Annotated in this window: 18 protein-coding genes; 3 read left to right on the top strand and 15 right to left on the bottom strand. The window is 50.2% G+C overall.

What is annotated here, in order from left to right; all coding sequences use genetic code 11:
• Positions 1-4: 4 nt before the first annotated feature.
• On the bottom strand, positions 5-1,216 hold the full coding sequence (locus DEV76_RS20920) for a Pycsar system effector family protein (protein ID WP_109699880.1): 1,212 nt from the start codon (positions 1,214-1,216) through the stop codon (positions 5-7).
• Between the two features lie 71 nt (positions 1,217-1,287).
• On the opposite strand from DEV76_RS20920, the gene DEV76_RS20915 reads away from it, so the two are divergent.
• Both DEV76_RS20915 and DEV76_RS20910 read left to right on the top strand, forming a co-directional pair.
• On the top strand, positions 1,288-2,142 hold the full coding sequence (locus DEV76_RS20915) for a hypothetical protein (protein WP_109699879.1): 855 nt from the start codon (positions 1,288-1,290) through the stop codon (positions 2,140-2,142).
• Complete coding sequence (locus DEV76_RS20910) at positions 2,139-5,765, top strand: BamA/TamA family outer membrane protein (protein ID WP_109699878.1); 3,627 nt, start codon at positions 2,139-2,141, stop codon at positions 5,763-5,765. The genes DEV76_RS20915 and DEV76_RS20910 overlap by 4 nt, the downstream gene beginning before the upstream one ends.
• A gap of 75 nt (positions 5,766-5,840) precedes the next feature.
• Here DEV76_RS20910 and DEV76_RS20905 read toward each other — a convergent pair whose 3' ends face one another.
• The 4 genes from DEV76_RS20905 to DEV76_RS20890 form a co-directional block, all read right to left on the bottom strand.
• The gene (locus DEV76_RS20905; RefSeq protein WP_109699877.1) at positions 5,841-8,207 is read right to left on the bottom strand and encodes a hypothetical protein; all 2,367 of its coding nucleotides are present in this window, start codon (positions 8,205-8,207) and stop codon (positions 5,841-5,843) included.
• 68 nt (positions 8,208-8,275) lie between these two features.
• The gene (locus DEV76_RS20900) at positions 8,276-8,899 is read right to left on the bottom strand and encodes a DUF3267 domain-containing protein (protein ID WP_109699876.1); all 624 of its coding nucleotides are present in this window, start codon (positions 8,897-8,899) and stop codon (positions 8,276-8,278) included.
• A 1-nt stretch (position 8,900) separates the two neighbouring features.
• On the bottom strand, positions 8,901-10,127 hold the full coding sequence (gene lysA, locus DEV76_RS20895) for a diaminopimelate decarboxylase (protein ID WP_109699875.1): 1,227 nt from the start codon (positions 10,125-10,127) through the stop codon (positions 8,901-8,903).
• Between the two features lie 39 nt (positions 10,128-10,166).
• Positions 10,167-10,553, bottom strand: a complete 387-nt coding sequence (locus tag DEV76_RS20890) for an RNA-binding S4 domain-containing protein (RefSeq protein WP_109699874.1) — start codon at positions 10,551-10,553, stop codon at positions 10,167-10,169.
• 1,412 nt (positions 10,554-11,965) lie between these two features.
• Here DEV76_RS20890 and DEV76_RS20885 point away from each other — a divergent pair.
• The gene (locus tag DEV76_RS20885; RefSeq protein WP_109699873.1) at positions 11,966-13,387 is read left to right on the top strand and encodes a cation:proton antiporter; all 1,422 of its coding nucleotides are present in this window, start codon (positions 11,966-11,968) and stop codon (positions 13,385-13,387) included.
• A gap of 705 nt (positions 13,388-14,092) precedes the next feature.
• On the opposite strand, the gene DEV76_RS20880 is transcribed toward DEV76_RS20885, so the two are convergent.
• From DEV76_RS20880 to ffh, 10 genes are all read right to left on the bottom strand, one after another.
• On the bottom strand, positions 14,093-15,838 hold the full coding sequence (locus DEV76_RS20880) for a carboxypeptidase-like regulatory domain-containing protein (RefSeq protein WP_109699872.1): 1,746 nt from the start codon (positions 15,836-15,838) through the stop codon (positions 14,093-14,095).
• A 207-nt stretch (positions 15,839-16,045) separates the two neighbouring features.
• Entirely contained in the window at positions 16,046-17,815 is a 1,770-nt protein-coding gene (locus tag DEV76_RS20875) for a carboxypeptidase-like regulatory domain-containing protein (protein ID WP_109699871.1), read from the bottom strand.
• Between the two features lie 333 nt (positions 17,816-18,148).
• Entirely contained in the window at positions 18,149-19,390 is a 1,242-nt protein-coding gene (locus DEV76_RS20870; protein WP_109699870.1) for a lytic transglycosylase domain-containing protein, read from the bottom strand.
• Positions 19,391-19,405: 15 nt separating this feature from the next.
• Complete coding sequence (gene gatA, locus DEV76_RS20865) at positions 19,406-20,854, bottom strand: Asp-tRNA(Asn)/Glu-tRNA(Gln) amidotransferase subunit GatA (RefSeq protein WP_109699869.1); 1,449 nt, start codon at positions 20,852-20,854, stop codon at positions 19,406-19,408.
• Positions 20,855-20,935: 81 nt separating this feature from the next.
• A complete protein-coding gene (locus DEV76_RS20860; protein WP_109699868.1) occupies positions 20,936-21,163 on the bottom strand; it encodes a Sec-independent protein translocase subunit TatA/TatB in 228 nt (75 codons plus the stop codon).
• 326 nt (positions 21,164-21,489) lie between these two features.
• Positions 21,490-21,837 carry a 50S ribosomal protein L19 gene (gene rplS, locus DEV76_RS20855; protein ID WP_109699867.1) on the bottom strand — a complete coding sequence of 116 codons (348 nt, stop codon included), beginning with the start codon at positions 21,835-21,837 and terminating at the stop codon, positions 21,490-21,492.
• Positions 21,838-21,923: 86 nt separating this feature from the next.
• Positions 21,924-22,604 (bottom strand): tRNA (guanosine(37)-N1)-methyltransferase TrmD, encoded by a 681-nt coding sequence (trmD, locus tag DEV76_RS20850; RefSeq protein ID WP_109699866.1) that lies wholly within the window; start codon positions 22,602-22,604, stop codon positions 21,924-21,926.
• A gap of 12 nt (positions 22,605-22,616) precedes the next feature.
• Positions 22,617-23,183: a ribosome maturation factor RimM gene (gene rimM, locus DEV76_RS20845; RefSeq protein ID WP_232827010.1), complete on the bottom strand. Its 567-nt coding sequence runs from the start codon at positions 23,181-23,183 to the stop codon at positions 22,617-22,619.
• 33 nt (positions 23,184-23,216) lie between these two features.
• Complete coding sequence (rpsP, locus tag DEV76_RS26360; protein ID WP_109699865.1) at positions 23,217-23,681, bottom strand: 30S ribosomal protein S16; 465 nt, start codon at positions 23,679-23,681, stop codon at positions 23,217-23,219.
• Between the two features lie 124 nt (positions 23,682-23,805).
• Positions 23,806-25,125: a signal recognition particle protein gene (gene ffh / locus DEV76_RS20835; protein ID WP_109699864.1), complete on the bottom strand. Its 1,320-nt coding sequence runs from the start codon at positions 25,123-25,125 to the stop codon at positions 23,806-23,808.
• Between the last annotated feature and the right edge of the window lie 38 nt (positions 25,126-25,163).

The following is a 25,163-nucleotide window of genomic DNA, read 5'->3' as shown; positions in this document are numbered from 1 at the left end:
ATGCTTAACTTTTTGCATTGAAGAATATCGCCGCCACCGTGAATGCAATCACAGACGCTACGATGCCAAACATGAAAGTATTATATGCCAGTCGAAGCAACCGGTATTTCCGGCCAAGCACCACACCGAGGTTGTATATATCGTGGATCATGTTGCTGTAGAGGTAATCCGGGTTTTTGATGATCGTTTCCATCCCTTCTTCATATTCCGGGTACGACATCTTGTGGAAGTTACCGAAGAAAAGGAGGTTCGATTTCTTGTTTTTGATGTCTTCTTCCGTAAAGCGCCCGCTCGTTACATTGGGCCTTGTAGCCAGTACGGCAAACACAATGGTGGTAACGCATGTGGCGAGGAAGATGATGGCGGGCAGGGTAAAGCTGGGATAATCTTCCAGTTTGCGCAGCAATACAGACAGTAATACCGATATGATAATGGAGTTCACCGATATCATGATATTGGCCTTGGAATCGGCCATGGAGCTAAGCCTGATGTGGTTGGTTCCCGTTGTCCTGAACATGGTTTCCACGCCGGGCTTCTTCTTTTCGTCCTTCTCGGTTTTCTCTGCTTTCTTTTCTGCAGGAGCCACGCCTTTCTTTTCTTCCAGTGCTTCACGCTGCTTCTCTTCCAGCTTTATCTTAAGCTTCTCCAGGTTCTCCTCTTTCTGCTGGTTAAGGAGGGTGCGGCAGTAAGCGGTGTGATATTGATGGGCTTCGAGGAACTGGATGCTGGTGCGCGTCCATTCTGCGCCGCTGATCTTATTACCCGTGGCCAGTTCTGCCTCACTGCGGAGCAGTTTATTACGTTTGGAGAATTCTTTACTGCCGAGGTGAAAGAGGTCGGCATCACAAACGATCTGCTCCAACAGGTTCTTGGGTTGCTGGGGGATGTGTGTGGCCAGTATACAATCTGCTGCTGCACGGGCCATGTCATCGGGGAGGTTATGTTCTTTGGCGAAAGCCAGTACCGCTTCTGCTCCGGAGGCTTCATGGCGGTTGCGCTCCCCTTCGAGGTAACCCATATCATGGAACCAGGCTGCCAGCATTACAACCAGATGATCGGCATCCGAAAGGCGGTAATATGCCGCTATCTGGTCGGCCGCCTGCACTACCTGGCTGGTATGTACGAGATTATGATATACCAGCACCGGGCTGGGGTGCGATTCGTACTGCCGGGTCACATAGGCCTGCGCGGCTGCTATCACTGAACTTATTTCCATCTGGTGGTGTATTTACTATATTCCAAATTACGGCATTTTTTGCGTTAATTTTATCCTATAAAGAATGGCTTATGAAGATGTTTCCTCGCCTGTTGCCCGTTATTCTGCTGTTGTCTTGCCAGTCTGCTGGCGAAAACGGCGGCCGGCAACAAACTTCCCCGGAAGGTTACCGGTTGGAACAATATGAACGTTTCAGGGTTCGCGAATCCCTCCAGGAGATATCAGGACTGGTATTTCACCGCGACGAAGCGCATTTCATCGCCAATAACGATGAACAGGGAAAACTCTTCCAGGTAGACCTTCGCGCCAATACCCCATACCCCTCCTGGAAATTCGGGAAGAGCGGGGATTATGAAGAAACCGTGTTTACGGGGAAAGACTGGTTTGTGCTCAAAAGCAATGGTACCATGTACCGGATAGACGGGATGTTTTCCGATTCAATTTCCTCTACCGAAGCGCATTTCCCCCATAACTGGAAACGCGAGTTCGAAGCGGCGTATTACGACAGGGGTACCGATCAGATCGTTGCCATTTGTAAGAACTGCGAGGTCGATAAAGGGGAGCGCCGTACCAGCGCTTATGCCTTCAGGCCCGATTCTATGACCTGGTCTGCCGATCCGCTGTTTATGCTTCCCTACGACAGTATCCCCCGCCTTAAAGATGGTTCCGCCAAACACTTTCGCCCTTCCGGCGCCGCTGTGCATCCCATTGAAAACAGGGTATATATCGTGGCCTCGGTAAACGAATTGCTCGTCATTACCGACCTTCAGGGCAACATACAGGAAATGCACCGCCTCCCCAGGAAACATTTCTCCCAGCCCGAAGGCATCACCTTCGCCCCCAATGGAGACATGTATATTTCTAACGAAGGCGATGAAGACCACACTGCCGATATTCTCAAATTCAAATACCACCCTAAGAATTGAAATACCTCGCACTCATATTCCTCACCTGTTTTGCCCTGCAGGCCTCCGCGCAGGAAGACAGCATTCAGCAACGCATCATCCTCATCGGCGATGCCGGCGAAATGCGCAATGGCATCAACCCTGTAGTGGATGCCGTAAAGCGCAACTTCCAGCTGAACAAAGGCGTTAATACCGTCCTCTTCCTCGGCGATAACGTGTATCCGTTAGGACTGCCCAGCCCGCTGGCGAAAAACTTCCCGGAAGCCAAAAGCATCCTCGACTACCAGGTGAACCTCGTAAAAGGAACCTCCGCCAAAGGCATCTTTGTACCGGGTAACCACGACTGGTCGAAGCACCGGCCCGATGGCTGGCGGCAGATCCGCAACCAGCAGCAGTATATCGATTCGCTCAAACTCCCGAATGTGGACTTTCTCCCGAAAGACGGATGCCCCGGCCCGCTGGCCATCCCCATGGGAGACGATGTAATGCTGATTGTGATGGACTCCGAATGGTGGCTCTACCCCGGCGCCAAGCCCGGCCTCGAATCGTCGTGCGATCAGAAAACGGAAGATGAAGTGCTGGCAGAACTAAAAGATATTGCTGCCGCCAACCCCGGAAAGCTCCTTGTGTTTGCAGCCCACCACCCGCTGCGGAGCAATGGTATCCATGGCGGCTATTATACCATCAAACAACACATCTTCCCCCTAACAGATGCTAAACCGAATCTATACCTGCCCCTGCCCGTCATCGGCAGCATCTACCCATTGGTGCGGGGCGTTTTCGGAACAAGAGAAGATCTCCCCCACCCGTTATACAAACGCATGATCCGCGGTATCGAAGAAGCTATCCCGGAAGAATCGCCCACTGTATTTGTAGCAGGGCATGAACATACCCTGCAGCTGATGCAGGACCGCAACCGGTATTACCTCGTAAGCGGTGCCGGTGCGAAAGACAGCCGTGTGCGCCACGGACAGGGTTCCTTATTTGTCAGCAAGTATTATGGCTATAGCGTTATCACCGTGATGAAAAACGGGAAAGTGAAAGTGGATTTCTATAACGAAAACGATCCCACGCCCATTTACTCCCATCAGCTGTTCGACCTCGCAGGCCATCGCAGCCGGCTTGCGCAGGATGCCGCCAAACCAAAGCCCGATTCCGTGACCATGGCAGCCGATCCCCGGTATGTTCGCATCAACGGCTTTCACCGGCTCATGCTGGGCGAAAACTACCGGAAAGTATGGGCAACGCCCCTCACCTTCCATACCATCGATATCAATACCGTTAAAGGCGGATTGAAAGTAACCAAGCGCGGCGGTGGTATGCAAACCCGCTCGCTGCGTCTCGAAGATACTTCCGGCCGCGAATGGGTACTGCGCTCGCTGGTGAAAAACCCAACATCCGCCGTTCCCGAACCTCTCCGGGAAACCTTCGCAAGGGAAATAGTGCAGGATCAGATATCCGCATCCAACCCATACGCTCCGCTGGTAGTATCTTCTCTGGCAGAAAAAGCCGGGGTGCCACATACCAATCCCACCTTCGTATATCTGCCGGATGATACCGCGCTGGGCATCTACCGCCGTGATTTCGCCGGTGGCGTATACCTGTTTGAAGAACGCGAACCGGTTACCGCCAGCAAAACATATAACACACTTAAGGTTCTCGAAAACCTGCTGGAAGACAATGATAACTCCGTCAACCAAACTGCCGTGCTGCAGGCCCGCCTGCTCGATTTCTTTATCGGCGACTGGGACCGGCACGACGATCAGTGGCGCTGGTGGGCGGAAAAGGATAAGAAGAAAAAGATCTTCAACCCCATCCCCCGCGACCGCGATCAGGCATTCTTTGTGAACGAAGGCATCATTCCCCGGATGGCCAGCCGCGCATGGCTGATGCCCAACATTCAGGGCTTCCGGAAGAATATACCCAACATCAACGGCCTTAACTTCAACCCGCGTTACTTCGACCGTAACTTCCTCACCAACCTCCCTAAAGAGCAATGGGAGCAGCAGGCCGAAGCATTCTCCAAACTGATGACCGATGCTGCCATCGAAGAAGCCGTTCGCCAGTTGCCGGATTCCATCCACCGGCTTACGGAAAGCATGATGGTGGAGCGTTTGAAGGCACGCCGGGAGATCATTAAAAGCGAAGCCCTCAAATATTACCGTTTCCTTGCCAAAGGCGTAGATGTTACCGGCTCACTCAAAAACGAACAGTTCACCATCACACGCCTCGACGATGGTAAAGTGCATGTGCGTTCGCAGAAAATCAGTAAGTCCGGCGATCTGGAGCAAACCCTTTTCGACCGTACGTTCGACCCTTCAGAAACGAAAGAAGTGGCGGTATACGGCCTTGGCGGGCAGGACCGGTTCATACTTACCGGCAACGGTAATCCCCGCATTCGGGTGCGGCTCATCGGCGGAGCGGATAAAGACACTTACATCGACAGTGTGCCCGGTGGCGGTGGTAAAAAAGCCCTCATCTACGACCTGAAGCATAAAGAAGACAGCTTTGCCGTGGGCAACCGCGAAGGACTGCGCCTCTCTTCTAACCCCGATGTGATCCGTTACAACCGCATGGCTTTTAAATACAATAAGCTCATGCCGCTGGTGACAGGAGGCTATAACCTCGACGATGGACTCCTCCTCGGTGTAGGCCTTGAATATACCGGCCAGGGCTTCCGGAAGGATTCTTTTGCCGTACGCCACCGCCTCACCGGTATGCATGCCCTTGCAACGGAAGCATGGCAGTTCCGTTACGAAGGACAGTTCAATGATGTGATCGGCAAGTCTGACCTGCTGCTGCATGGCATGGCACGCGCACCGCACAATACGGTTAACTTCTTCGGCTTCGGTAACGAAACTGAATACAACAAGGAAATAACCGACCCTGCCATTCGCTACTACCGCAGCCGTTTCGATATTTATGCTGCGGAAGTGATGCTGCGTACCAACCTTGCACAGAATATCCATTTCAGCATAGGCCCCTCCATTACAGCGGCTAAGCTGGAAGCGGAAAACAATTACGGCCGTTACCTCAACGAATTCGCCAAGCCCGACTCGGCACGCATCTTTGCCAATAAAAGCTATGCAGGACTGAGAGGTAATTTCAGTATCGATACGCGCGATAATAAACTCGTAGCCACCCGCGGTTTACTGTGGAATACCACGGTACTCGGCAGTAAGGGTCTAACCGGTGCCAGTAACAATATGCTGCAGGTTCGGTCAGATATGAGCATTTACGCTTCCCTAGGCCTCCCACCCAATGTTGTACTCGTTACCCGCCTCGGTGGTGGATATACCTGGGGCAAGCCCGAATTCTTCCAGGCGCTTTCACTTGGTGGTACTGCCAACCTGCGCGGATATCGCAATAATCGTTTCGCCGGTCATGGTATGTTCTATAACAACATGGAGCTGCGCATAAAACTGTTTGATTTCACCTCTTACATTCTCCCCGGTTCCGTTGGTATGATAGCGTTCAACGATGTTGGGCGGGTATGGTATCGCGGGGAAGATTCCGGAAGATGGCATAACGGCTTCGGCGGAGGCTTGTACTTCTCCCCCGTTAACCTCGTAGTGGTAACCGCTGTGCTGGGGCATTCCAAAGAAGGTACCCTGCCTTACGTAACCTTCGGTTTCAAGTTTTAGACCTTAATATAATTAGTAATAAAAAAGGCTGTTCAGTATTATGAACAGCCTTTTTTTATGCGCAGTAAATTGTGATTATGCTTTCCCGGCAGGCAACATTCTGCCCATGTTCACCGTGAGGCGGATGGCCTTCAGGCCGCTTACGCCCTGCAGCTCTTCCAGATCCAGCTGCTCAACATCGCGCAGCAGTATATCTTTATCGATCAGGAAATCGATGTACTTGCGGTACTCTTCTGCTTCTCGGGAGTAGGAATATACGATCGCGATTTTACCGGGTTGCGTCAGCCGCTCATTTGTATCGCGGATGCGTACTTTATCAATACGCTTTTTCATGATCTCGTACCGCATATTGTAAGCTCCTTCCACATCAAAGCGCCGCTCATCTTTCCGGAAGCTGATAGCTATCGGGTTGGAATGTGCGAGGATCAGTTGCGTGGTTTGCAGCGGCAATTTAAGTGAAGGCACCAGGTCGTTCGTGAGGCGCGCAATCTTAGCCATTGATGTAAGCTGCCACAGGCGCAGGTTACGGAGGTACATCGAATCAAACTTACGATCGGGTGCAATGCTTTGGCCAATGTAAATGTTATACTCCACCCCGTCTGTCCTGTACTTCTCAAAATAGCAGGGATAAGATTGCTGCAGTTCGTCTTTCTCTGTTTCAAGGAAGCGGTTGATGGCAGAATTGATCTCCCGCAGGCTGTCTTCATACTCACGGCGGTGGTGATAGATATGCCCGGAATGCTTGTCGATCTTCGTGAAGTACTCATTCAGCAGGGGCTTCAGGTTATCTTCGCTATCATACAAATGCCGGAAGGTAGGAGCAATTTCGTGGTCGAGGAATTCGTTGATCTTCACTTCGTCTTCCGCGAACAATGTATCGTGCATGCTGTTCAGCATGCGGTTGTTCTTGTATTGCAGTTCTTCGAGCAGCGGCAGGTGTAAACTGCCGTTAATGCCTTTGAAAGTTTGCTGGATGAGTTGCAGTTGTTCACGAAGGTCGTCGCGGATAGCCGTGCCTCTTTCTACAGAACTGTTTCGGATATCCACGGCACCATACAGCGGGTACACATCTTCAAAAGCGATGTTACCGATATCTTTCTGCTTCACGTTTTTAGGCATGTGCAGGTATTCCCAAGCCGCTTCCGTAAACTTCCATTCCACGGCAGGCTGCAATGCGGTAAACTGATCTTTGATCACTTCATTGATCCGCTCATTAGCCAGCTCTACGGTACGGCCCAGCAGCATGGATCCCAGTGCATACACCGGTTGCAGGTGCGAGAGTATCTCCCAATCCAGCGGTGTTTGACCGGAAGTAGCCAGTTCCAGCATACCCAGCAGATTATTCTCGTGCAGGATGGGGAAAAGGATAAAGCTTTTTATTCCATGCAGCGGCAGGTATTTCAGGAAAGGATACAGCTCTACCGATTGGCGGGAAACTTCCTGCAATACCAGCGGGCGCGGGTTGCTCTGCAAAAATTCCATGAGCTGATCGTTGAGCGCCAAACGCTCCTGATCACTGCGTGCACTGCTGAAGATGATGCTCTGCGACACATAAGTGGTTTCGAGCACGCTCTTGTTATTCACTTTCAGGAAAGGGATGAGGTGAATATTCAGATCAGCCCGGCCGGTGAGGGTTTTGAGGTACTCACGTGCCTGGGTATATGTTTTCAGCTCATTATCTTTCCGGATGTTGAGCACCAGGCTCTTCATGCCATCCACCACATAATCGCGCGTCACATCCTGGATGGTCCATATCACGAACCCTTCCAGCTCAAAGGATTCCAGCGGCACCAGCTCTTGCAGGGTGGAAAGGTCCTGCGCCCTGAAGTCGCCGGCGCAGATGTTTCCGCAATCCAGTTTAGGAAGCTCGCCTTTGAGGCGCACATCCACAAAACGGGCGTCTATATTTACTTTAATGTATTTATTTAACCCGTCTTCCGGGAAGTTGACGGTATGCACGATGTCGGTATCGTAATTGATCTGCAGGTTATACCACCTTTCAAGGATCAGTTTGTAGAGCCATGAAAGCTTGTCGCGGCGGATCTTGTCGGGAGACATTCCCTTGGGCATGGCCAGCAGCTCCTTCCCGTCTTCGGAAAAGATCTGTTGAAACTTATCGGAGTAATAGAAAATAGCGAACCGGTAAGGCACCCCAATGCCAAAGATATCCCTCGTATCATCGATGGTGACGGGGAATACGGTGGCGGTAACAAGGTCGAGGTATTCCTGGTATCGGCTTATTTCCACATCGCTGGCAAGTGGCTTTTGCAGTTCGGGGTTACTTTCGAAGTGGCGGACGATTTCAGTAAAGAATGCTGCCCGGGCCCCCTTGGCCTTACTCGCTTTATCTTTCATAAACCGGACGAACGGGACGAACGAGATATGGCTGTCTATCAGGTGCTCCTCAATCAACTGATCCGGGTGTGCTGTAAGTATTTTCATAATTTTCTAAACCTTTTAGGCAAACAGCGACAGTGCAGGATAACAGAATAGTATGGGGGGAATAGTTGCTAGTGCGAAGTTACGTAAAAATACGACACGCTATTATCAGCGTCGTCGAAGGTGAGCGGGTTAAGATGGCGGAATTGATGCATATATCCACACAGACCGAAGTCACCGATACAGCAGAGGGTATGGAAGCCATACATCCCCAGCAGAAAAGCCTGTCCGCCGGGAGGAACCACCAAAGCGGCCAGCCCCATTGCTGCAGACAGCAGCACATACGGCCCCAGGGCTATCACGAGAAACTGCCGGTAGCTCACCGCAAAGTTGTGTGCCACAGCGTAAAACATCAGCTTGCGCCAAACCACGCCATACCGCACATCCTTCGCACCAAAATACCGGAACAGCAGGCCGTGGATCCCTTCATGGAGGGGTATCAGGAACATCACGGCGCCCACGCCCAGGGAAAACCACATAGAAAACCGGCCAACTGTCAGGAGTCCGGTAGCCTTCCAATGGAGGATGCCGTACACCAGCAATACGCCGGCTACGCTCATGGCAAGCAGGAGCAACCAGTAAAAAAGTGAACCCCTGCGCGTACCTTCCTTAACAGGGCCCATCAGCTCGCTGATACGGAAACTGGTAAGCTCCGTATACCCGCGGGCCAGCAGATCATCGCGCAGGGTAGTCATATCAGAGGGGGATTTCCACCTGGTTCTTCAGCAGATCCTCGATGGTATCGCGCCTGCGGATCAGCTGCGCCTTACCGTCTTTCACCAGCACTTCTGCAGGCTTCAGGCGGGAGTTAAAGTTGCTCGACATTTCGAAGCCATAGGCGCCGGCGTTGTAGAACACCAGTAGGTCGCCTTCACGAACCTCGCTGATCTTGCGGTCCCAGCCGAAAGTATCCGTTTCGCAGATATTACCCACAACGGTATAAATGCGCTCCGTGCCTTTCGGATTGGATATATTCTTAATAAGATGGAAAGAATCGTAGAACATGGGGCGGATGAGGTGGTTGAAACCGCTGTTCACACCCACAAACACCGTGGCGGTGGTTTGTTTGATGACGTTGGCTTTTACCACGAAGTAACCGCACTGGCTTACCAGGAACTTTCCTGGTTCAAACCAAAGCTGCAGGGGGCGTTTGTAAGCCTTTGCGAACTTGTTGAAAGCATCGCTGAGCTTTTTGCCGAGCAGGTCAATGTCGGTTTCCGGATCGCCCTGCTGGTAAGCAACTTTAAAGCCGCTGCCCAGGTCAATGAACTCCAGGTCGGGGAAATGTTCCGTCATTTCAAACATGATCTCCACCCCGCGCAGGAACACGTCCACATCCTTGATCTCGGAACCGGTATGCATGTGCAGGCCGGTAACACGCAGTTTGGTGCTTTTCACAATACGCTCGATGTGGCGCATCTGGTGAATGGAAATACCAAACTTACTGTCTACGTGCCCTGTTGAGATCTTGAAGTTGCCGCCCGCCATAATGTGGGGGTTCAGGCGGATGCAGATCGGGTAGCTGTCGCCAAACTGGTTGCCGAACTGCTCGAGGATGGAAATATTGTCGATATTGATGTTTACCCCAAGGTCTTTCGCAGCAATGATCTCGCTGAGGTCCACGCAGTTGGGCGTAAAAATAATATTCTTGGGATCGAAACCGGCCTTCAGCCCCAGCTGTACTTCCTGGATACTAACCGTATCCAGCCCGCAGCCGATGGAGTTGATGTAACGCAGCACGTTGATGTTCGTAAGTGCTTTACAGGCGTAGAAAAAGCGCGCATCGGCCTTACTGAAGGCATTCTTCAGCTTTTCATACTGTGTCTTGATCTTCTCGGCGTGATAGATATACACCGGGGTGCCGAATTCCTGCGCTGTTTTCACCAGAAAGTCCGCGCTGAGTACGTCGCTTTGTTGAGCCATTTGTTTCGGATAAATTGAATGTGCGAAAATAATAAGATTTTAATCTTCCTGCATAAAATCGTCGAGGTTGCGGCGCTCTTTCTTGGTAGGACGGCCGATTTTGCTCTGTCTTTTCCCTGTATCGAAGCTGGAAGCCACCCTTTTATTCATTTCCAGATCTTCTTCCGGAGTGATGTCTATGTAGTATTTAATGGCTTCGGAGTATGCCTGGCGGTTCGCCAGCAGGCCGGTTACCTTCACTTTCCACTTGCGCGTTTCGGTGCGCACTTCATATTCGTCGCCCACGTTAACGGCTTTGGCGGCTTTCACGGATACCCCGTTTAGTTTTACCTTGCCCGCTTCGCAGGCGGCAGCGGCCGCAGAACGGGTCTTAAACACCCTGATGGACCAGAGATACTTATCTACACGCAGTTTTTCAGCTGTCATCCTGCAAAAATACAAAACGCGCGCATCGTTCACCACCCTGTTTGACGTATTGCGGTTATCAGGCTCATCACATTACGAGCCGTTTTAGCCTGTTCTCCAGGCTGCCGCTTGCCAGATGCTTCTAAAATATGGTTGATTATCAATAACATACCTGTTTATACGCTTTTACAAAAGTTGTAAGCATCTATACCCAAAACCTTATAAAGCGTTGATTATTAGATACATTTTTACTGCTCCATCCCGAAATTCCAGGGTTCAACAGAATTAGCTATGGCATAACAACTATCACCCATTAAACCTAACAGGCCATAAATCATTGATTAACAGCTCAATGAACCTGTAACCCGGCATGAATACCATCATCAGGCATTTCCTGTAAACCGGCATATCTCTGAGGCATTCCCGCCCAAACAGCCAGCTCCCTGCTTCCATGTAACAGTTAATCAGCTGCAGGGTAAAATAGGAGATAAGCCGCCCTTAAGCCGCCTATATCCCGCCCTTAAGCCGCCCATAAGCCGCCCCTATATAAGGGCGGCTTATCTACGGGATATCCCCGGGTTAGTTACGACTTAACTACGGGTTATGTACTTAACCTTCCTGCTTATAGACCGGGGTTGGGATGTGGGGAATCCGGCTTTAGTCAGCTATCAGGCAGCCGTTGCGTCGCGCTCTTCAGCAGGTAGTTGCGCTGGCCGGTCATGGCGTTAATTGATAAATCTCTGCCTCTATACAACCTATCCACGAAACAAGTCCTTAGCCTTCCTGCCTGAAGGTGTGAGTTAGAATGAGGGGAACCCGGCTTTAGTCTGCTATAGGGCAGCCGTTGCGTCGCACACTTCATCAGGCAGTTGCGCTGGCCGGTCGGGGTATTAATTGATAAATTTCTGCCTATCTACGGAACATGTCCTTAGCCTTCCTGCCTAAAGGTTGGAGTTGGAATGGGGGGAACCCCGCTTTAGTCTACTATCGGGCAGCCGTTGCGTCGCACACTTCAGCAGGCAGTTGCGTTGGCCGGTCAGGGAGTTAATTGATAGATCTCTCTTGGTCAACTGGCTATCCACGAATCATATCTTTAGCCATTTTAACTGAAGGCCGGGGTTGAAATGAGGGGAACCCGGCTTTCGTCAGCTTTCGGGCAGCCGTTGCGTCGTACACTTCAGCAGGTAGTTGCGTGGGTCGGTCAGGGAGTTAATTGATAAATCTTTCCCGGTCAACTGTCTATCCACGAAACATGTTCTTAACCTTCCTGCTTGAAAGTTGGAGTTAGCATGAAGGGGATCCGGTTTTCGTCAGCTATCAGGCACCCGCTCGGTCGCACTCTTCATCAGGCAGTAACGCTGGCCCATACGGGCGGAGTATGGAAAATTTCTCAGGGAGTTTGTATCTTGTAAACCTTAAAAAGACTTGCTCAAATGCAAAAACGGCACCTGCTTTACCCCATTATCATCGGCATTTTCGGGCTTATGACCTGGTTCATCATCGCCCAGGGCGAGCAATTGCCGCTCCCTAAAGCCACAGATCCTATTCTTCAGCCCATTCCGGCAGCCGCGGCACCAGCCGTAGCACAGGGCAATATTTTCACAGACCTGGCCCATCATCTGCAACATCCCCTCAGTATGCTGCTGTTGCAGATCATCATCATCCTCTGTGTTTCCCGCGCCTTTGGTTTCATGGCCCGTAAAGTAGGGCAGCCGGCCGTTGTGGGTGAAATCATTGCGGGTATCGTACTGGGCCCGTCGCTCCTGGGACTTTTTGCACCGGAAGCCATGAACGCTCTTTTTCCCAAAACCTCCCTCCCCGCGCTGCAATTCCTCAGTCAGATCGGTCTGGCCTTTTTCATGTTCATCGTAGGTATGGAGCTGGACATTTCCAAAATCAGGCAAAAAGCTCATGATGCGGTAATGATCAGCCATGCCAGTATCATCATACCCTTTTTCCTGGGCGTTTGTCTTGCTTACTTCACTTTCAGTCAGTATGCGCCACCGCAGGTAGGGTTCCTGAGCTTCGCCCTTTTTATGGGTATAGCCATGAGCGTAACCGCATTTCCCGTACTGGCCAGGATCGTGCAGGAGCGCGGACTTACCGGCACTCCCCTTGGAGCTATGGCCATTACCTGTGCCGCAGCAGACGATATCACCGCCTGGTGCATCCTGGCAGTAGTGGTTGCCATCGCAAAAGCAGGTGGACTCATCAGTGCCCTGGTCACCATTGCACTGGCAATCGTATTTGTTGCAGGTATGCTCCTCATCGTACGCCCCTGGCTGAAGCGCCGCATGAGCACCCTCAATGGCAACAAAACCAAGGTAGCCCTCGGCTTCTTCGTGCTGCTCATTGCGGGATATATCGCAGAAGTAATAGGCATCCACCTCCTGTTCGGCGCATTCCTCGCCGGGGTGATCATGCCTGCCGAAACCAATATCAAACAGGTGCTCACCGATAAACTGGAAGATGTTAGTGTAGTCATCCTCCTGCCCATCTTCTTTGCATTTACGGGTCTGCGCACTTCCATCGGACTGCTTAATGAAGGGCACCTCTGGAGTATCTTCGCCGTAATTATGCTGGTAGCTGTAACCGGTAAATTTGTAGGCTCCGCGCTCACCGCACGCCTTATGGGCCAGTCGTGGGAGCAATCCCTTTCCATTGGCGCCCTTATGAATACCCGCGGACTCATGGAACTGGTGGTACTCAACATCGGGTACGACCTCGGTATCCTCACCCCTCAGGTTTTCGCCATGCTGGTACTGATGGCACTCGCCACTACTTTCATGACAGGTCCCCTGCTCGATTATTTCGGCTGGTACTTCCACGGCCGCAAAGCAAGGGCGGTTTCCTGATAATATGTTATTCAACAAAACAGCCCGCCAGGCATTGCCAGGCGGGCTGTTTTTATTTAGATAAAATCCTCATTATACTTTAATCCTCCGCACGGTTAACCCTCCGTTTACAATCTCCACTATATCATCACCACTACCAGGAGAAGCCAACAAAGCCACACAAACCGATAGAAGATGGTACTCACGCCCTCATCAACTTCACTCTACAGTTTTTCGCTTAACAAGTATTCATGACGCTTGCCATTACATTCATGATAAGCCCGGCGCCTGATTGTTGTGCATGCTTCTTCCATGACGCAACGCCAAGGAAGTTTCCACTTACTAAGTTATTCAACAAAACAGCCCGCCAGGCATTGCCAGGCGGGCTGTTTTTATTTAGATACAATCCTCATTATACTTTAATCCTCCGCACGGTTAATCCTCCGTTTACAATCTCCACTATATCATCACCACTACCAGGAGAAGCCAACAAAGCCACACAAACCGATAGAAGATGGTACTCACGCCCTCATCAACTTCACTCTACAGTTTTTCGCTTTACAAGTACTCATGACGCTTGCCATTACATTCATGACAGGCCCGGTACCTGATTGTTGTGCATGCTTCTTCCATGACGCAAAGCAAGAGCGGTTTACCGGTAATTACATTCTAATAAAAAAGCTCCGTGGTTATTACCGCAGAGCTTTTTTACAATAGCAACATCCTTTATCCGGCCACTCTTCTAACTGTAAATCGTCCGTTGAGAATTTCTACTTTATTACCCGGACTCTCCGGTGTTGCAATACCGGTAAACGTGCCTTCTATTATTTCACCGATCGCACCAAACCGTGTTACTTTTATCTGAGCTTTTTCAGCAATAAACCTAACATTAGCAAAATCCAGCACTATATAACCGCTTTGATAATTTCCTTCTGTTATCCCCGGGATAGTTAATGAAATGCGCCAGTCGTCGGCCTCAACGGCACAGGTAGTTTTACTACCACCAGCGTCCGTTACACCAATGGCAGTTCCTCCTTCAATCCGGTATTGCTGCTCCGACCCCACGCTCCGCAGCATAAACGTAGCTTCCAGATTCACTTCCGGCTCGCATATTTCTATATCAGGGATGTTGCTGACCGTTTCCTGGTCAGGCATCATAGTCGGTACCATTACCGTACCTCCCACGGGATTAAATGCTTTTACAATCACCCCCGCTCCCTTTGGACCAAACAGCTTGAATTTGTTTTCAACATCCGTATAGGTCTGTGCGAAAACAACACCGTTCAATTCCAGCGTTACAAATGTGGAAAATGCGGAACTACCGCATTGTGTGATGCGCCCGGAAAGTGCAGCGCCACAAGGCAACGCAATGTCCTGTACAGATGTGGCACCCTCAGCCAGTGGAGCTATTTCTTTAGAAATGGTTCTCCCGATATTTTGCCTCGGGTCTACACTGATAGTAAAAGGCACTCCTGCCGGCAGGCGCACCAGGTAGTTGCCGTCATTATCGGTTTGCACTGACATTTGTCCTAATGTTAGCACCACGCCCCGTAAGGGTATCCCGTTGGCGCATGCATCCGTCAGCCTTCCTTTTACTGTAGCCGTCCTGAGTGGCGCATCTACGTTCCAGGTAGAAAAATGGCCTACAGTACCTACATACACATCACCCTGCCGGGTGGCTTTCCCTTCCTCTTTCCACAAACCGGTGGCCTCGTCGAAATGCCAGAGGGGTATCTCTGCAGGTGCCATGCTCCGCTGGTCTGCTGCTATCGGGAACTTTATGTTGGAAGTCTGCCCGTTTTTCAATTGCAGCTTTTCTCCGGCTGCAGTGGTCATTTCAACATCTACCATTCCGAAAGAATACAGGACTACGGGGGTATTGTCTGTACGCACCCCGCTAAGATCTCCGCCCGGAATCTTCAGGCCGAAATCGGGATCGTCAGGACTAAGGTGATGCACGGCCAGTTGCACAGCACCGGTATATGCACTTCCATCTGCCTTTACTACCGCATTTGCCGGTATCTGAACGGTTGCACCACCGGGTAATTCTGCTGTTGCACCGCTTGTAGTCTGGAAGGTTGATGTAACGTCTTTATAAGGCATGGCTACATATAAGGCTGCGTTGTTGCCACCTGCTGTGGCAGCCCTTCGTATCTGGGTACGATAACCGGTTCTGGAACAGTTTACGAGCACCATGCTGCCGGATGAAGTCTTAATATTAAACAATGTGAAGGTGCCATTATCTGCAGTAGTGGTTTGCTGCCCGTCTGCCTTAACAGTGGCACCTTTAATTGGCCGGCCCGATTCGTCGACCACGCAGCCTTTCAAAGTAATGATGGTGCGTTCACCGGGAAGGTCGTTTCCTCCGCCGGACTTGTTGCTTTTTTTGCAGGATGCCAGAAACAGTACGAACAGCAGCGCCCAGCAATAGGCCCTCCTTACAAACACTCCGGGTATAGATGTGGTTTCCATAGGTTATTGAGGTATGATGTTTTTATTGAGGCTTACAAATCAAAGTAAGCAACAAAAGCCTGTCAGTTCAACATTATCCTGCCCGGATGAAGTTATTCAGGGCTCAACATCTCCTGGCCGGTTCCGAGCTGCTCCATATGTTTATATGATTAAAAAAGCCCCGGCATGTTGCCGGGGCCATGGGTTATTCACGGTGCTTCAATCTATTTATCCCTGTATCCGGAAAATGGTGAATTTACCCGCAGTGATCTGCACTTTACCGGTTCCTCCCTGAATCGTTCCTTCACCTGAGAAAGTGCCTTCTATCAGCTGGCCAATCTGCCCGTACCGCGAAACCGATACATGCATTTCTTCCGATACATATCTTTTACCATTGAGGTCCAGAATCATCACCACATCATTGAAATTCCCCGTGGCTCCCCCGGCAAATTGCAATGTGAGCTGTGTTTTACCCTGCGTGGCGGTGAGCAGGGTTTCTTTATTACGATCGTCGTAAATCCCAATTGTAACAAAGGGCTGCCCCGATGTACCGCCACCGATTTGTACCGGCTGATTGTTGAAACCGCTTCCATTAATAATGAATAGTGTAGGCGGCAGTTCCGTACCCGGACAAACCTTCACATCCCCGATATCCTTTCCGTTATCTCCATTAGGCATCGTAATGTCTTTAGCAGTTAAATTCCCCAGGAGGTCGAATACTTTCAGGGTAATTGTTTTCCCTTTTGGCGGAAACAGTTTGAAAGTTGAGGTTTCATCTGTATAGGCATTCCCGATGTTTTCACCATCGAGGTACATGCTAACCATGCCGGCATACGGCGTTCCGTCGCATGCTGTTATGCGCCCTGAAAGTTCAGGGCCGCAGGGTAGGGATACATTCTGCGTGGTACTGCCGCCCGGCGGGTAAGCAGGTAATTCTTTTTTCGTGCCTCGCCCGCCGTTTAAGCGTGGTTGCACATGGAGCGTAGCCGGCATGTCTGACGGGATAAGCGCTTTATAGTTACCGTCCTTATCGGTTTGTACTGTTACCTGCCCGATGGTTACATTAACGCCGCGCATTTTTAAATCTCCTCTGCAAGGGTCCGTTAAACAGCCCATTACCGTAACTATAGGTCTGGGAGCGTCTACATTCCAGGAAGAAAAGTGCCCTACAGTGCCTACATAAAGATTGCCCTGGCGTGTGGCACTTCCTTCTTCTTTCCATATTCCGGATACTTCATCAAAATGCCATAGCGGGATGGTGTTAGGTGCGGCGGTTTGTTGGAATTGTGAAATAGGAAACTTAATGGTAGATGATTTACCTGTTTTCAACTGCAGCTTTTCTCCGGCTGTACTTTCCATTTCCACCTGCAACATACCGTAAGAATAAAGGACCACATTGGAGTTATCCGTACGTATTGCACTTAGGTCGCCACCCGGTATTTGCAAACTAAAATCAGGTGCTGCAGGATCCAGGTGCGCTATTGCTAAGTTGACTGCTCCGGTATAAGCGCTGCCATCGGTCTTTACTACTGCATCCGGGGGTATGGTTACAGTGGCTCCTCCGGTAAGTGTGGCGGTGCCTCCGGCTGTAGCATTGATGGTGTGGGTAGTAGTACTTGGCAGCAACATCATTTGTACAGTCGCATTGTTTCCTCCGGCGGTAACCAGGCGGCGTACCTGTGTCCGGAACCCTGCTTTAGAGCAATTCACCAGTACAACATTTCCGGTGGCAGTTTTAACGTTCTGCAGAACAAAGGTTCCTTTGTCGTTCGTAGTCACCTGCTGCCCGTCAGCTTTAACGATGGCTCCAGCAAGCGGGAGACCGTCTTTGCCAATGATGCTCCCGGAAAGTTCAATGGGGCCTCCATTGTTTTGAGGTGGCTGAGTTCCACCGGAATTACTATTGTTTTTTTTACATGAGGAAAAGAAAATTCCGCACACGAGTACCAGGCAGGCAATGAAGCGCCCGGTTTTGAGGGGTTGGGGGTTGAGATGCATTTTTCCGTTGATGAAGAGTAATGTAATGAAGCTTGAATGCACAAAAGAAGCAACAAAACATGAGGCAGTTATTCAATGTTACCTGAAATGCGGAATAGCATTTCCCAAACGGATTATTCTTGAGGTGAGTTGCAACCAGACAATCAGTAAAGCACCTTCAAAGCCTTATCCTTACAGGGCTTCATGATAATTTCGAACAGTAAAACCGTGGACGGGCAAAGGACTTAAGATGGCATAATAAGGGATTGAAATTAAGTAGTTGAATTTAGTCAGGGTTAAATAAAAAAAGTGCGCTGATGTTAGTCAGCGCACTTCTCAAATATTTGTAGAAAGTTATTTCTTTCTGGTAGTGGTCCGTTTTTTCACCGGTGCTTTTTTCGCAACAGGCTTTTTAACGTTAGCTTTCACCTCAGGCCTTTTCACCGGAGCAGGGAATCTGCTTCTGTCTACAGTGGAAGCCTTATCATCCAGCGACATCTGGAGGGATTCTTTAAGAATTTCCTCTTTCTCAGCCTGGAAGAGTTTCATTTTCTCTTTGGGAATACGGAGATCGTAGCTGTTAGATTCACCGGCGAGGGCTTGTGCAAAGCCGGGGTTCAGTCTTTCCAGCTCGGAAGATTCCATGGCCAGTTTCTTGGCGATGGCTTCGAGGCGGTATTTGCCGGAGATATTGAATTCAACGGTGTTGAACATATCTTCTTCGGTGATGGGCGCTGCTTTTCTGAATTCCGCTGCGGTGCTCATACGGGCTGCGGGCAGGGAAACATTAGGAGTGGTGTAATTGCTGCCTACGCCGAAGAAGGTGTTGAACCTGTCGAGGATATAACCGGTAGCGATGAATTTGTACACGTGATTGCGGGATTCTGCAGGTAGGAAATACTGGATACCCCAGAAGTCGCTGCGTCCGCTGATCTTTTGTGCGCGTTGTACACCACCTGCACCGCAGTTGTATGCGGCAACTACCAGCAGCCAGTCATCGAACTGATCGTACAGTTCGTTGAGGAATTTGGCAGCGGCTACGGTGGATTTGTAAATGTCTTTCCGTTCGTCTACCTTCTTACCTACGTTGAGGCCGAAGATGCGTGCGGTACCGCTCATGAACTGCCACATGCCTACGGCACCCACACGGGAGCGCGCATTATGCAGGAGACTGGATTCGATTACGGCGAGGTATTTCATTTCTTCGGGAATACCGTGGTCCACGAATACCTTTTCTATCATAACGAAATATGGTGCAGACCGTTCTACCATCACGGAAAGGTGCTGGGAATAACGGTTGGCATAATCGCTGATGTAATTCTTAATAAAGTTATTATTCATCTGTTCGTACACCTTGGGCGTACGGATAACAGACGGGAGTGCCTGGGCGGCTCGTTTTACCGAAAGGGAAGCCGGAGCTCCGTGCACTGTTGTGTCTTTCGGGAGGTGTGCGGCCTTTTTCAAGGTAACGGAGGTATCGGCGGGCGTATCCTGCACGGAATACACCATCTCCTTATTCACCTCAACGCTGGCGGCAACTGCACTTGTACTACCCACTAATGCCGGCAATGATAGAAGTAAAAAGATTTTCGTCATACGCGTTGTTTTGTTTTAAACTGTATCTACTTGTTGCATCTGCAACACGGTTTGCGCAATTTCTAACAAGTTCTGCTCGTCTAACACCTCTGTGATAATCTGTAGGCCATAAGGCATTCCGTTTGAATGCCGCAGTAAAGGAACGGATATGGCAGGCACCCCTGTGAGGTTGGCCAGCACCGTATAAATATCGGCAAGGTACATAGCGATGGGATCATCCATCTTCTCCCCGATTTTGAAAGCGGTTGTAGGAACGGTAGGCAACAGGATGGCATCGTAATTGCTTAAAATCTGTTGCATCTTTTCAACCACAAGCCGTCTTACCTGCTGGGCTTTCGTGAAATAAGCGTCGTAATATCCGGCGCTCAGCACGAATGTTCCTAACAATATACGCCTTTTTACCTCTTTACCGAAGCCTTCAGACCGGCTTTTCTTATAAAAATCGGTCAGGTCCAGCCCCTTTTCCGGAGTACGGTAGCCAAATTTGACACCGTCGTACCGGCTCAGATTGCTGGAAGCCTCAGCCGTGGTGAGCACATAATATGCTGCTACCACGAAATCAAGGTATTCAAAATCAACCGCTTCCACGGTATGACCTTCCGCCTTTAACTGTTCAAAGAAACTTTCAAATCCTCCCCTCATTTCCGGGTCCAGTCCCTCGTGATGGAGGGCATCCCTTAAGTACGCGAATTTGCGCTTTTTATTGTGCAGATCGGTATTTAACTGATATTGAGGCACTTCGCTTTGCGAGGCCGTGCTATCATAGGCATCCGGGCCGGCAATAACTTGTAGAACTGCCGCAACATCAGCAATATTCGAGCCAAAAATGCCTATCTGGTCAAACGAAGAAGCGTATGCCAGCAGCCCGTGGCGGCTGATTCTGCCGTAACTGGGCTTAAGCCCTATGATACCGCAAAAATCCGCCGGCTGCCTTACAGATCCGCCTGTGTCGGAACCCAGACTCACATGGCAAAGCCCTGCCTGTACTGCTACTGCCGAACCACCCGAAGATCCTCCGGGTACCCTTGTTTCATCGAGCGCGTTAAGCGTAGGCCCATAGGCGGAGTTTTCATTGGTAGACCCCATGGCGAATTCGTCGCAATTGAGCCTGCCAATAATAATAGCCCCTGCTTCCAGGAGCCTTTCCACCGCCGTGGCATTATAGAGTGCTTCAAAGCCCTCGAGTATACGGCTCGCCGAACTTACGGCGTGCCCTTTATAACTTATAACGTCCTTGATGCCAACAACAACGCCCGCCAGCAATCCTGGCCGCTCCCCGTTACGGATCTTTTCATCCAGGGAACGTGCCTGCCGGAGGGCGTCATCTGTAAATACTTCAAGGAATGCGTTTAAGTGACGGGTTTGCTCTATGCGCCCCAGGTACATCTGTACCGTGTCCTCGCAGGTCGCTTTCCCGGCAAACAACGCCTCCTGAAAAGACGATATACTGCTGAATTCAGTCAAACCCAAACCAGTTTAAATCTTACAATGGTAGATCTCTGTAAAAATCGGCTCTGCACCTGCTATTCCTTGCGGAAGCCGGAATTATGCCTGTTTCTTTACTTCAGATTCACGGATACCTTCTTCCACTTCGCGGCGCACATTGTCTTTCGCATCTTTAAACTCACGGATACCTTTACCCAGGCCACGCATCAGTTCAGGAATCTTTTTACCGCCAAACAGCAGCAATACTACTGCAGCGATGAGGATCAGTTCAGTCATACCCAGTTCCTGGAAAAGTAAGAAAGGTGATTTAACAAAAATAGCAGTCATTTCTCAGTTTTTTATAATGTTCGAGCTAACAAAGATAACGTTTATTTGGGCTTTCGCAACCCCGCCGCTGCACTTTAATCGAGTTTTAAGGTCTTCTTCACAACCCCGGCCCACTGCTGTTTTCAGTTACTACGCACAGGTGACAAACAGCGCCCCTGTTGGCCATAAATCAGTAACCTTAATCTAAATCATGCTTTTATAGCACATATCCCGCGGAAACAAAGTTCCCCGGCTGAGCCAGCAGGTTCCTGCAAAACGGCACCTATACAAACAAAAAAGCGGGAATCCTGTCGGATTCCCGCGTACTAATTTCCCTGTATAAAATACTAAACCCTTTTTTCCTTGATACGGGCTGCTTTACCCTGACGCTCGCGCAGGTAGTACAGTTTAGCCCTTCTAACTTTACCAACTTTGTGCAGCAGAATGCTGTCGATGTTGGGAGAATACAGCGGGAACAGTCTTTCAACGCCCACGCCATCGGAGATCTTACGAACAGTGAAGGTTGCCGTAAAGCCTGTGCCCTGGATCTTCACCACATCGCCCTTGAAGGATTGGATACGCTCCTTGTTTCCTTCAACGATCTTATAGTTAACGGTAACGTTGTCACCGGCTTTAAACTTCGGAAATTGCTTGTTAGCAGTCAACTGCTCGTGAACAAAAGAAATTGCGTTCATCTTTCAATTATTTATAGGACGGCAAAGGTAAGGAACAATATCCAATTACCAAGACCTTTTCCCGGTTTTTTAAAATTTTATTTGAATCAGTCGTGGTCGAGCAGATCCGGCCGGCGGGCTTTTGTCCGCTTCAGCGCCTCATCATGCCGCCAATCATCTATCTTCCTGTGATCCCCGCTCATGAGCACCGGAGGCACCTTCCAGCCCCTGAACTCCTCCGGACGGGTATAAACCGGCGGTGCCAGCATATTGTCCTGAAATGAGTCGAAAAGGGCCGAAGTCTCGTCATTAAGGACTCCCGGCAGCAACCGCCCAATGGCATCCACCACTACTGCCGCAGCCAGTTCCCCGCCCGACAGTACGAAATCCCCTATTGAGATCTCCATGGTCACAAAATGCTCCCGTACCCTTTCGTCGATACCCTTGTAATGCCCGCAGATAATCAGCAGATTTCCTTTCATAGACAGCCGGTTGGCAGTTTTCTGATCAAAAGTGCGACCATCAGGGGTCATATAAATGATTTCGTCGTAGGTCACTTCCTTTTGAAGGGACTCAATGGCATTTACCAGCGGCTCAATCATCATCACCATCCCGGCCCCGCCGCCAAACTGATAATCATCTGTCTGGCTGTTCCGCAGCGTGGAATAGTCGCGCAGCTGGTGTACATTCACTTCCAGCAGGCCCTTGTTCCTCGCCCGCTTCATGATCGAATGGGAGAAAGGGCTCTCCAGCAGATCGGGCTGTACGGTAATGATGTCTATCCGCATAATGGTTTTCTGTTACCCTAAGTAAATGTCGAGCAGTCCTTCCGGCAGTTCGAGATGCAGGATCTTCCCTTTACGGTCCACTTTCAGCATGGTTTGCTCATTCAGCGGCAGCAGCATCTCCTTTTCTTTGTAGGTGACACGCGCCAGCAGCTGGTGCGGCATTTCGATGATCTCGTCTACCGTTCCCAGCACCCCGTGTTCTTTATCCTGAGCCATGAAGCCGAGGAGACTGAGGGGAGCATTGCTGGAAGCCTCTGCCTGAAAGTCTTCTTCCTGGAGATAAATCCCTTTCTGCAAATAAGCCCTGGCGGCTTCCCGCGAATCTATCCCCTCGAGTTTGAGGTAGATATGCTCCGCGTCTTTCGCTTTGGCTTTCTGTACGAAGTAAGGCAAAAAGCTGTCTTTCCGCTCTTCTACGAAGATGGCGGTCACGTCTTTAAGGGAGGAACGTTTGCCAAGACTGTGCTTTAGCAGCAGTTCTCCGTCGGTGCCGTGAACAGCGGCCAGTTTACCGATATGGAAATAATTCGCCATGAACAGGTGGGAGATAAAAAGCAAAAAGGGAATCTTTGCGAGCAAATCTTCCCTTTTTGAAATGTGTTATGCAGCGGATTATGCTTCTGCAGGAGCTTCGCCTTCTTCAGCGGCGGGAGCGCTAGGAGCAACATCTTCCACTTTACGAACTACCGGAGTGGCAGCACGTACTACTCTTTTCTGGCTTTCGCGGCGGGCAGTCACTTTTTCTTCGTGGTCAGCCTGCCATTGCTCGAATTTGGTGTAAGCAGTAGGCTCGTCAAACAGGCCAAGCTTCACACCGCGGAGCAGGTGTTTCAGGTACAGTACGCCTTTGAAAGACAGGATTCTACGAACAGTGTCGGTGGGTTGAGCACCTTTCTGCAGCCAGCGGAGTGCTTTCTGCGTGTCAATGTTGATAGAAGCCGGTACAGTCAGGGGATTGTAGGTACCGATTTTCTGAATGAATTTACCATCACGGGGCGCGCGGGCATCAGCCACTACGATAAAGTAAAAAGGTCTTTTCTTGGCGCCGTGTCTCTGTAATCTGATCTTAACTGGCATAAATAAGTCGAATTATTTTTTGCGAGTGGTGAAAAAAAATTGTTTCTATTGGGGCAGCAAATGTATAGCTAAAAATGAATTTTACAAAATAAAAGTTCACTTCATGCTTTTGCCACTATTTTAATTACTTCATCTTCAGCCCTTTGGCTCCTCCGGGCATCTTATTCATCATTTTCATCATCTGACGCATCTGCTCAAATTGCTTCATAAACTGATTTACGTCCGCAATTTCCTTACCGGCGCCTTTCGCGATACGGCGGCGGCGGCTTCCGTCTATCAGATCCGGGTTAGCACGCTCGGCAGGCGTCATGGAATTGATCATGGCCTCAATGCCTTTGAAAGCATCGTCGCTGATATCCAGATCCTTTACCGCTTTGCCTACTCCGGGAATCATACCCAGGAGGTCCTTGATGGAGCCCATTTTCTTGATCTGGGAGAGCTGCTCCTTAAAATCGTCGAAATCGAACTGGTTCTGGCGGATCTTCTTCTCCAGTTTCTTCGCCTGCACTTCGTCGAACTGAGCCTGGGCACGTTCCACGAGGGTGGTGATATCACCCATGCCCAGGATACGCTGTGCCATACGCTCGGGGTAGAACACGTCCAGCGTATCGAGCTTTTCGCCCATTGATACGAACTTGATCGGCTTCTGCACCGTATAGGTAATGGTAAGCGCAGCACCACCGCGGGTATCGCCATCGAGCTTTGTAAGTACGATACCGGAAAAGTCGAGTTTTTCGTTAAAGGCTTTGGCAGTGTTCACAGCATCCTGGCCGGTCATGGAATCCACAACAAAGAGGATCTCCTGTGGCTGAACGGCTTTCTTCACATTGCTCACCTCGGCCATCATCACTTCGTCAACCGCCAGGCGGCCGGCGGTGTCAATGATCACCACGTTATTACCGTTGGCTTTCGCCTGTTTGATAGCGTTTTCCGCGATCTGAACGGCATTCTTGTTTTCCGGTTCGCTGTATACTTCCACCCCTATCTGTCCACCGAGTACCTGCAGCTGGTCGATCGCCGCAGGGCGGTAGATATCTGCTGCAACAAGCAGGGGTTTCTTGTTCTTCTTGGTTTTGAGGAAATTGGCCAGTTTGCCGGAGAAGGTGGTTTTACCCGAACCCTGCAGGCCCGCAATGAGGATCACGGTGGGGTTGGCTTTGAGCTCCAGCTCCACTTCGGTGTTGCCCATCAGCTCCACCAGTTCATCTTTCACAATCTTCACCATGAGCTGGCCGGGAGAGATGGCAGTGATTACCTTTTCGCCCAGCGCTTTGTCTTTCACCTTATCGGTAAAGTCCTTTGCGATTTTATAGTTCACATCCGCATCCACGAGTGCGCGGCGGATCTCTTTCACGGTAGTAGCGATATTGATTTCCGAGATGCGCCCTTCGCCTTTTAGCTGTTTAAACGCTGACTCGAGCCGCTCTGATAATGATTCAAACATATACTTAAGCTGGTATGATCTTTAAAAAATGCAAAATG

This window comes from Chitinophaga deserti, assembly GCF_003149455.1.
Lineage (GTDB): Bacteria > Bacteroidota > Bacteroidia > Chitinophagales > Chitinophagaceae > Chitinophaga > Chitinophaga deserti.
This window is presented reverse-complemented; position numbering and strand designations above follow the sequence as displayed.

Bases quoted from the DNA above. Each gene is read 5' to 3' on its own strand.
- DEV76_RS20920 (WP_109699880.1), bottom strand. From the start codon at position 1,216: ATGGAAATAAGTTCAGTGATAGCAGCCGCGCAGGCCTATGTGACCCGG.
- DEV76_RS20915 (WP_109699879.1), top strand. From the start codon at position 1,288: ATGAAGATGTTTCCTCGCCTGTTGCCCGTTATTCTGCTGTTGTCTTGC.
- DEV76_RS20905 (WP_109699877.1), bottom strand. From the start codon at position 8,207: ATGAAAATACTTACAGCACACCCGGATCAGTTGATTGAGGAGCACCTG.
- DEV76_RS20900 (WP_109699876.1), bottom strand. From the start codon at position 8,899: ATGACTACCCTGCGCGATGATCTGCTGGCCCGCGGGTATACGGAGCTT.
- lysA (WP_109699875.1), bottom strand. From the start codon at position 10,127: ATGGCTCAACAAAGCGACGTACTCAGCGCGGACTTTCTGGTGAAAACA.
- DEV76_RS20890 (WP_109699874.1), bottom strand. From the start codon at position 10,553: ATGACAGCTGAAAAACTGCGTGTAGATAAGTATCTCTGGTCCATCAGG.
- DEV76_RS20885 (WP_109699873.1), top strand. From the start codon at position 11,966: ATGCAAAAACGGCACCTGCTTTACCCCATTATCATCGGCATTTTCGGG.
- DEV76_RS20880 (WP_109699872.1), bottom strand. From the start codon at position 15,838: ATGGAAACCACATCTATACCCGGAGTGTTTGTAAGGAGGGCCTATTGC.
- DEV76_RS20875 (WP_109699871.1), bottom strand. From the start codon at position 17,815: ATGCATCTCAACCCCCAACCCCTCAAAACCGGGCGCTTCATTGCCTGC.
- DEV76_RS20870 (WP_109699870.1), bottom strand. From the start codon at position 19,390: ATGACGAAAATCTTTTTACTTCTATCATTGCCGGCATTAGTGGGTAGT.
- DEV76_RS20860 (WP_109699868.1), bottom strand. From the start codon at position 21,163: ATGACTGCTATTTTTGTTAAATCACCTTTCTTACTTTTCCAGGAACTG.
- rplS (WP_109699867.1), bottom strand. From the start codon at position 21,837: ATGAACGCAATTTCTTTTGTTCACGAGCAGTTGACTGCTAACAAGCAA.
- trmD (WP_109699866.1), bottom strand. From the start codon at position 22,604: ATGCGGATAGACATCATTACCGTACAGCCCGATCTGCTGGAGAGCCCT.
- rpsP (WP_109699865.1), bottom strand. From the start codon at position 23,681: ATGCCAGTTAAGATCAGATTACAGAGACACGGCGCCAAGAAAAGACCT.
- ffh (WP_109699864.1), bottom strand. From the start codon at position 25,125: ATGTTTGAATCATTATCAGAGCGGCTCGAGTCAGCGTTTAAACAGCTA.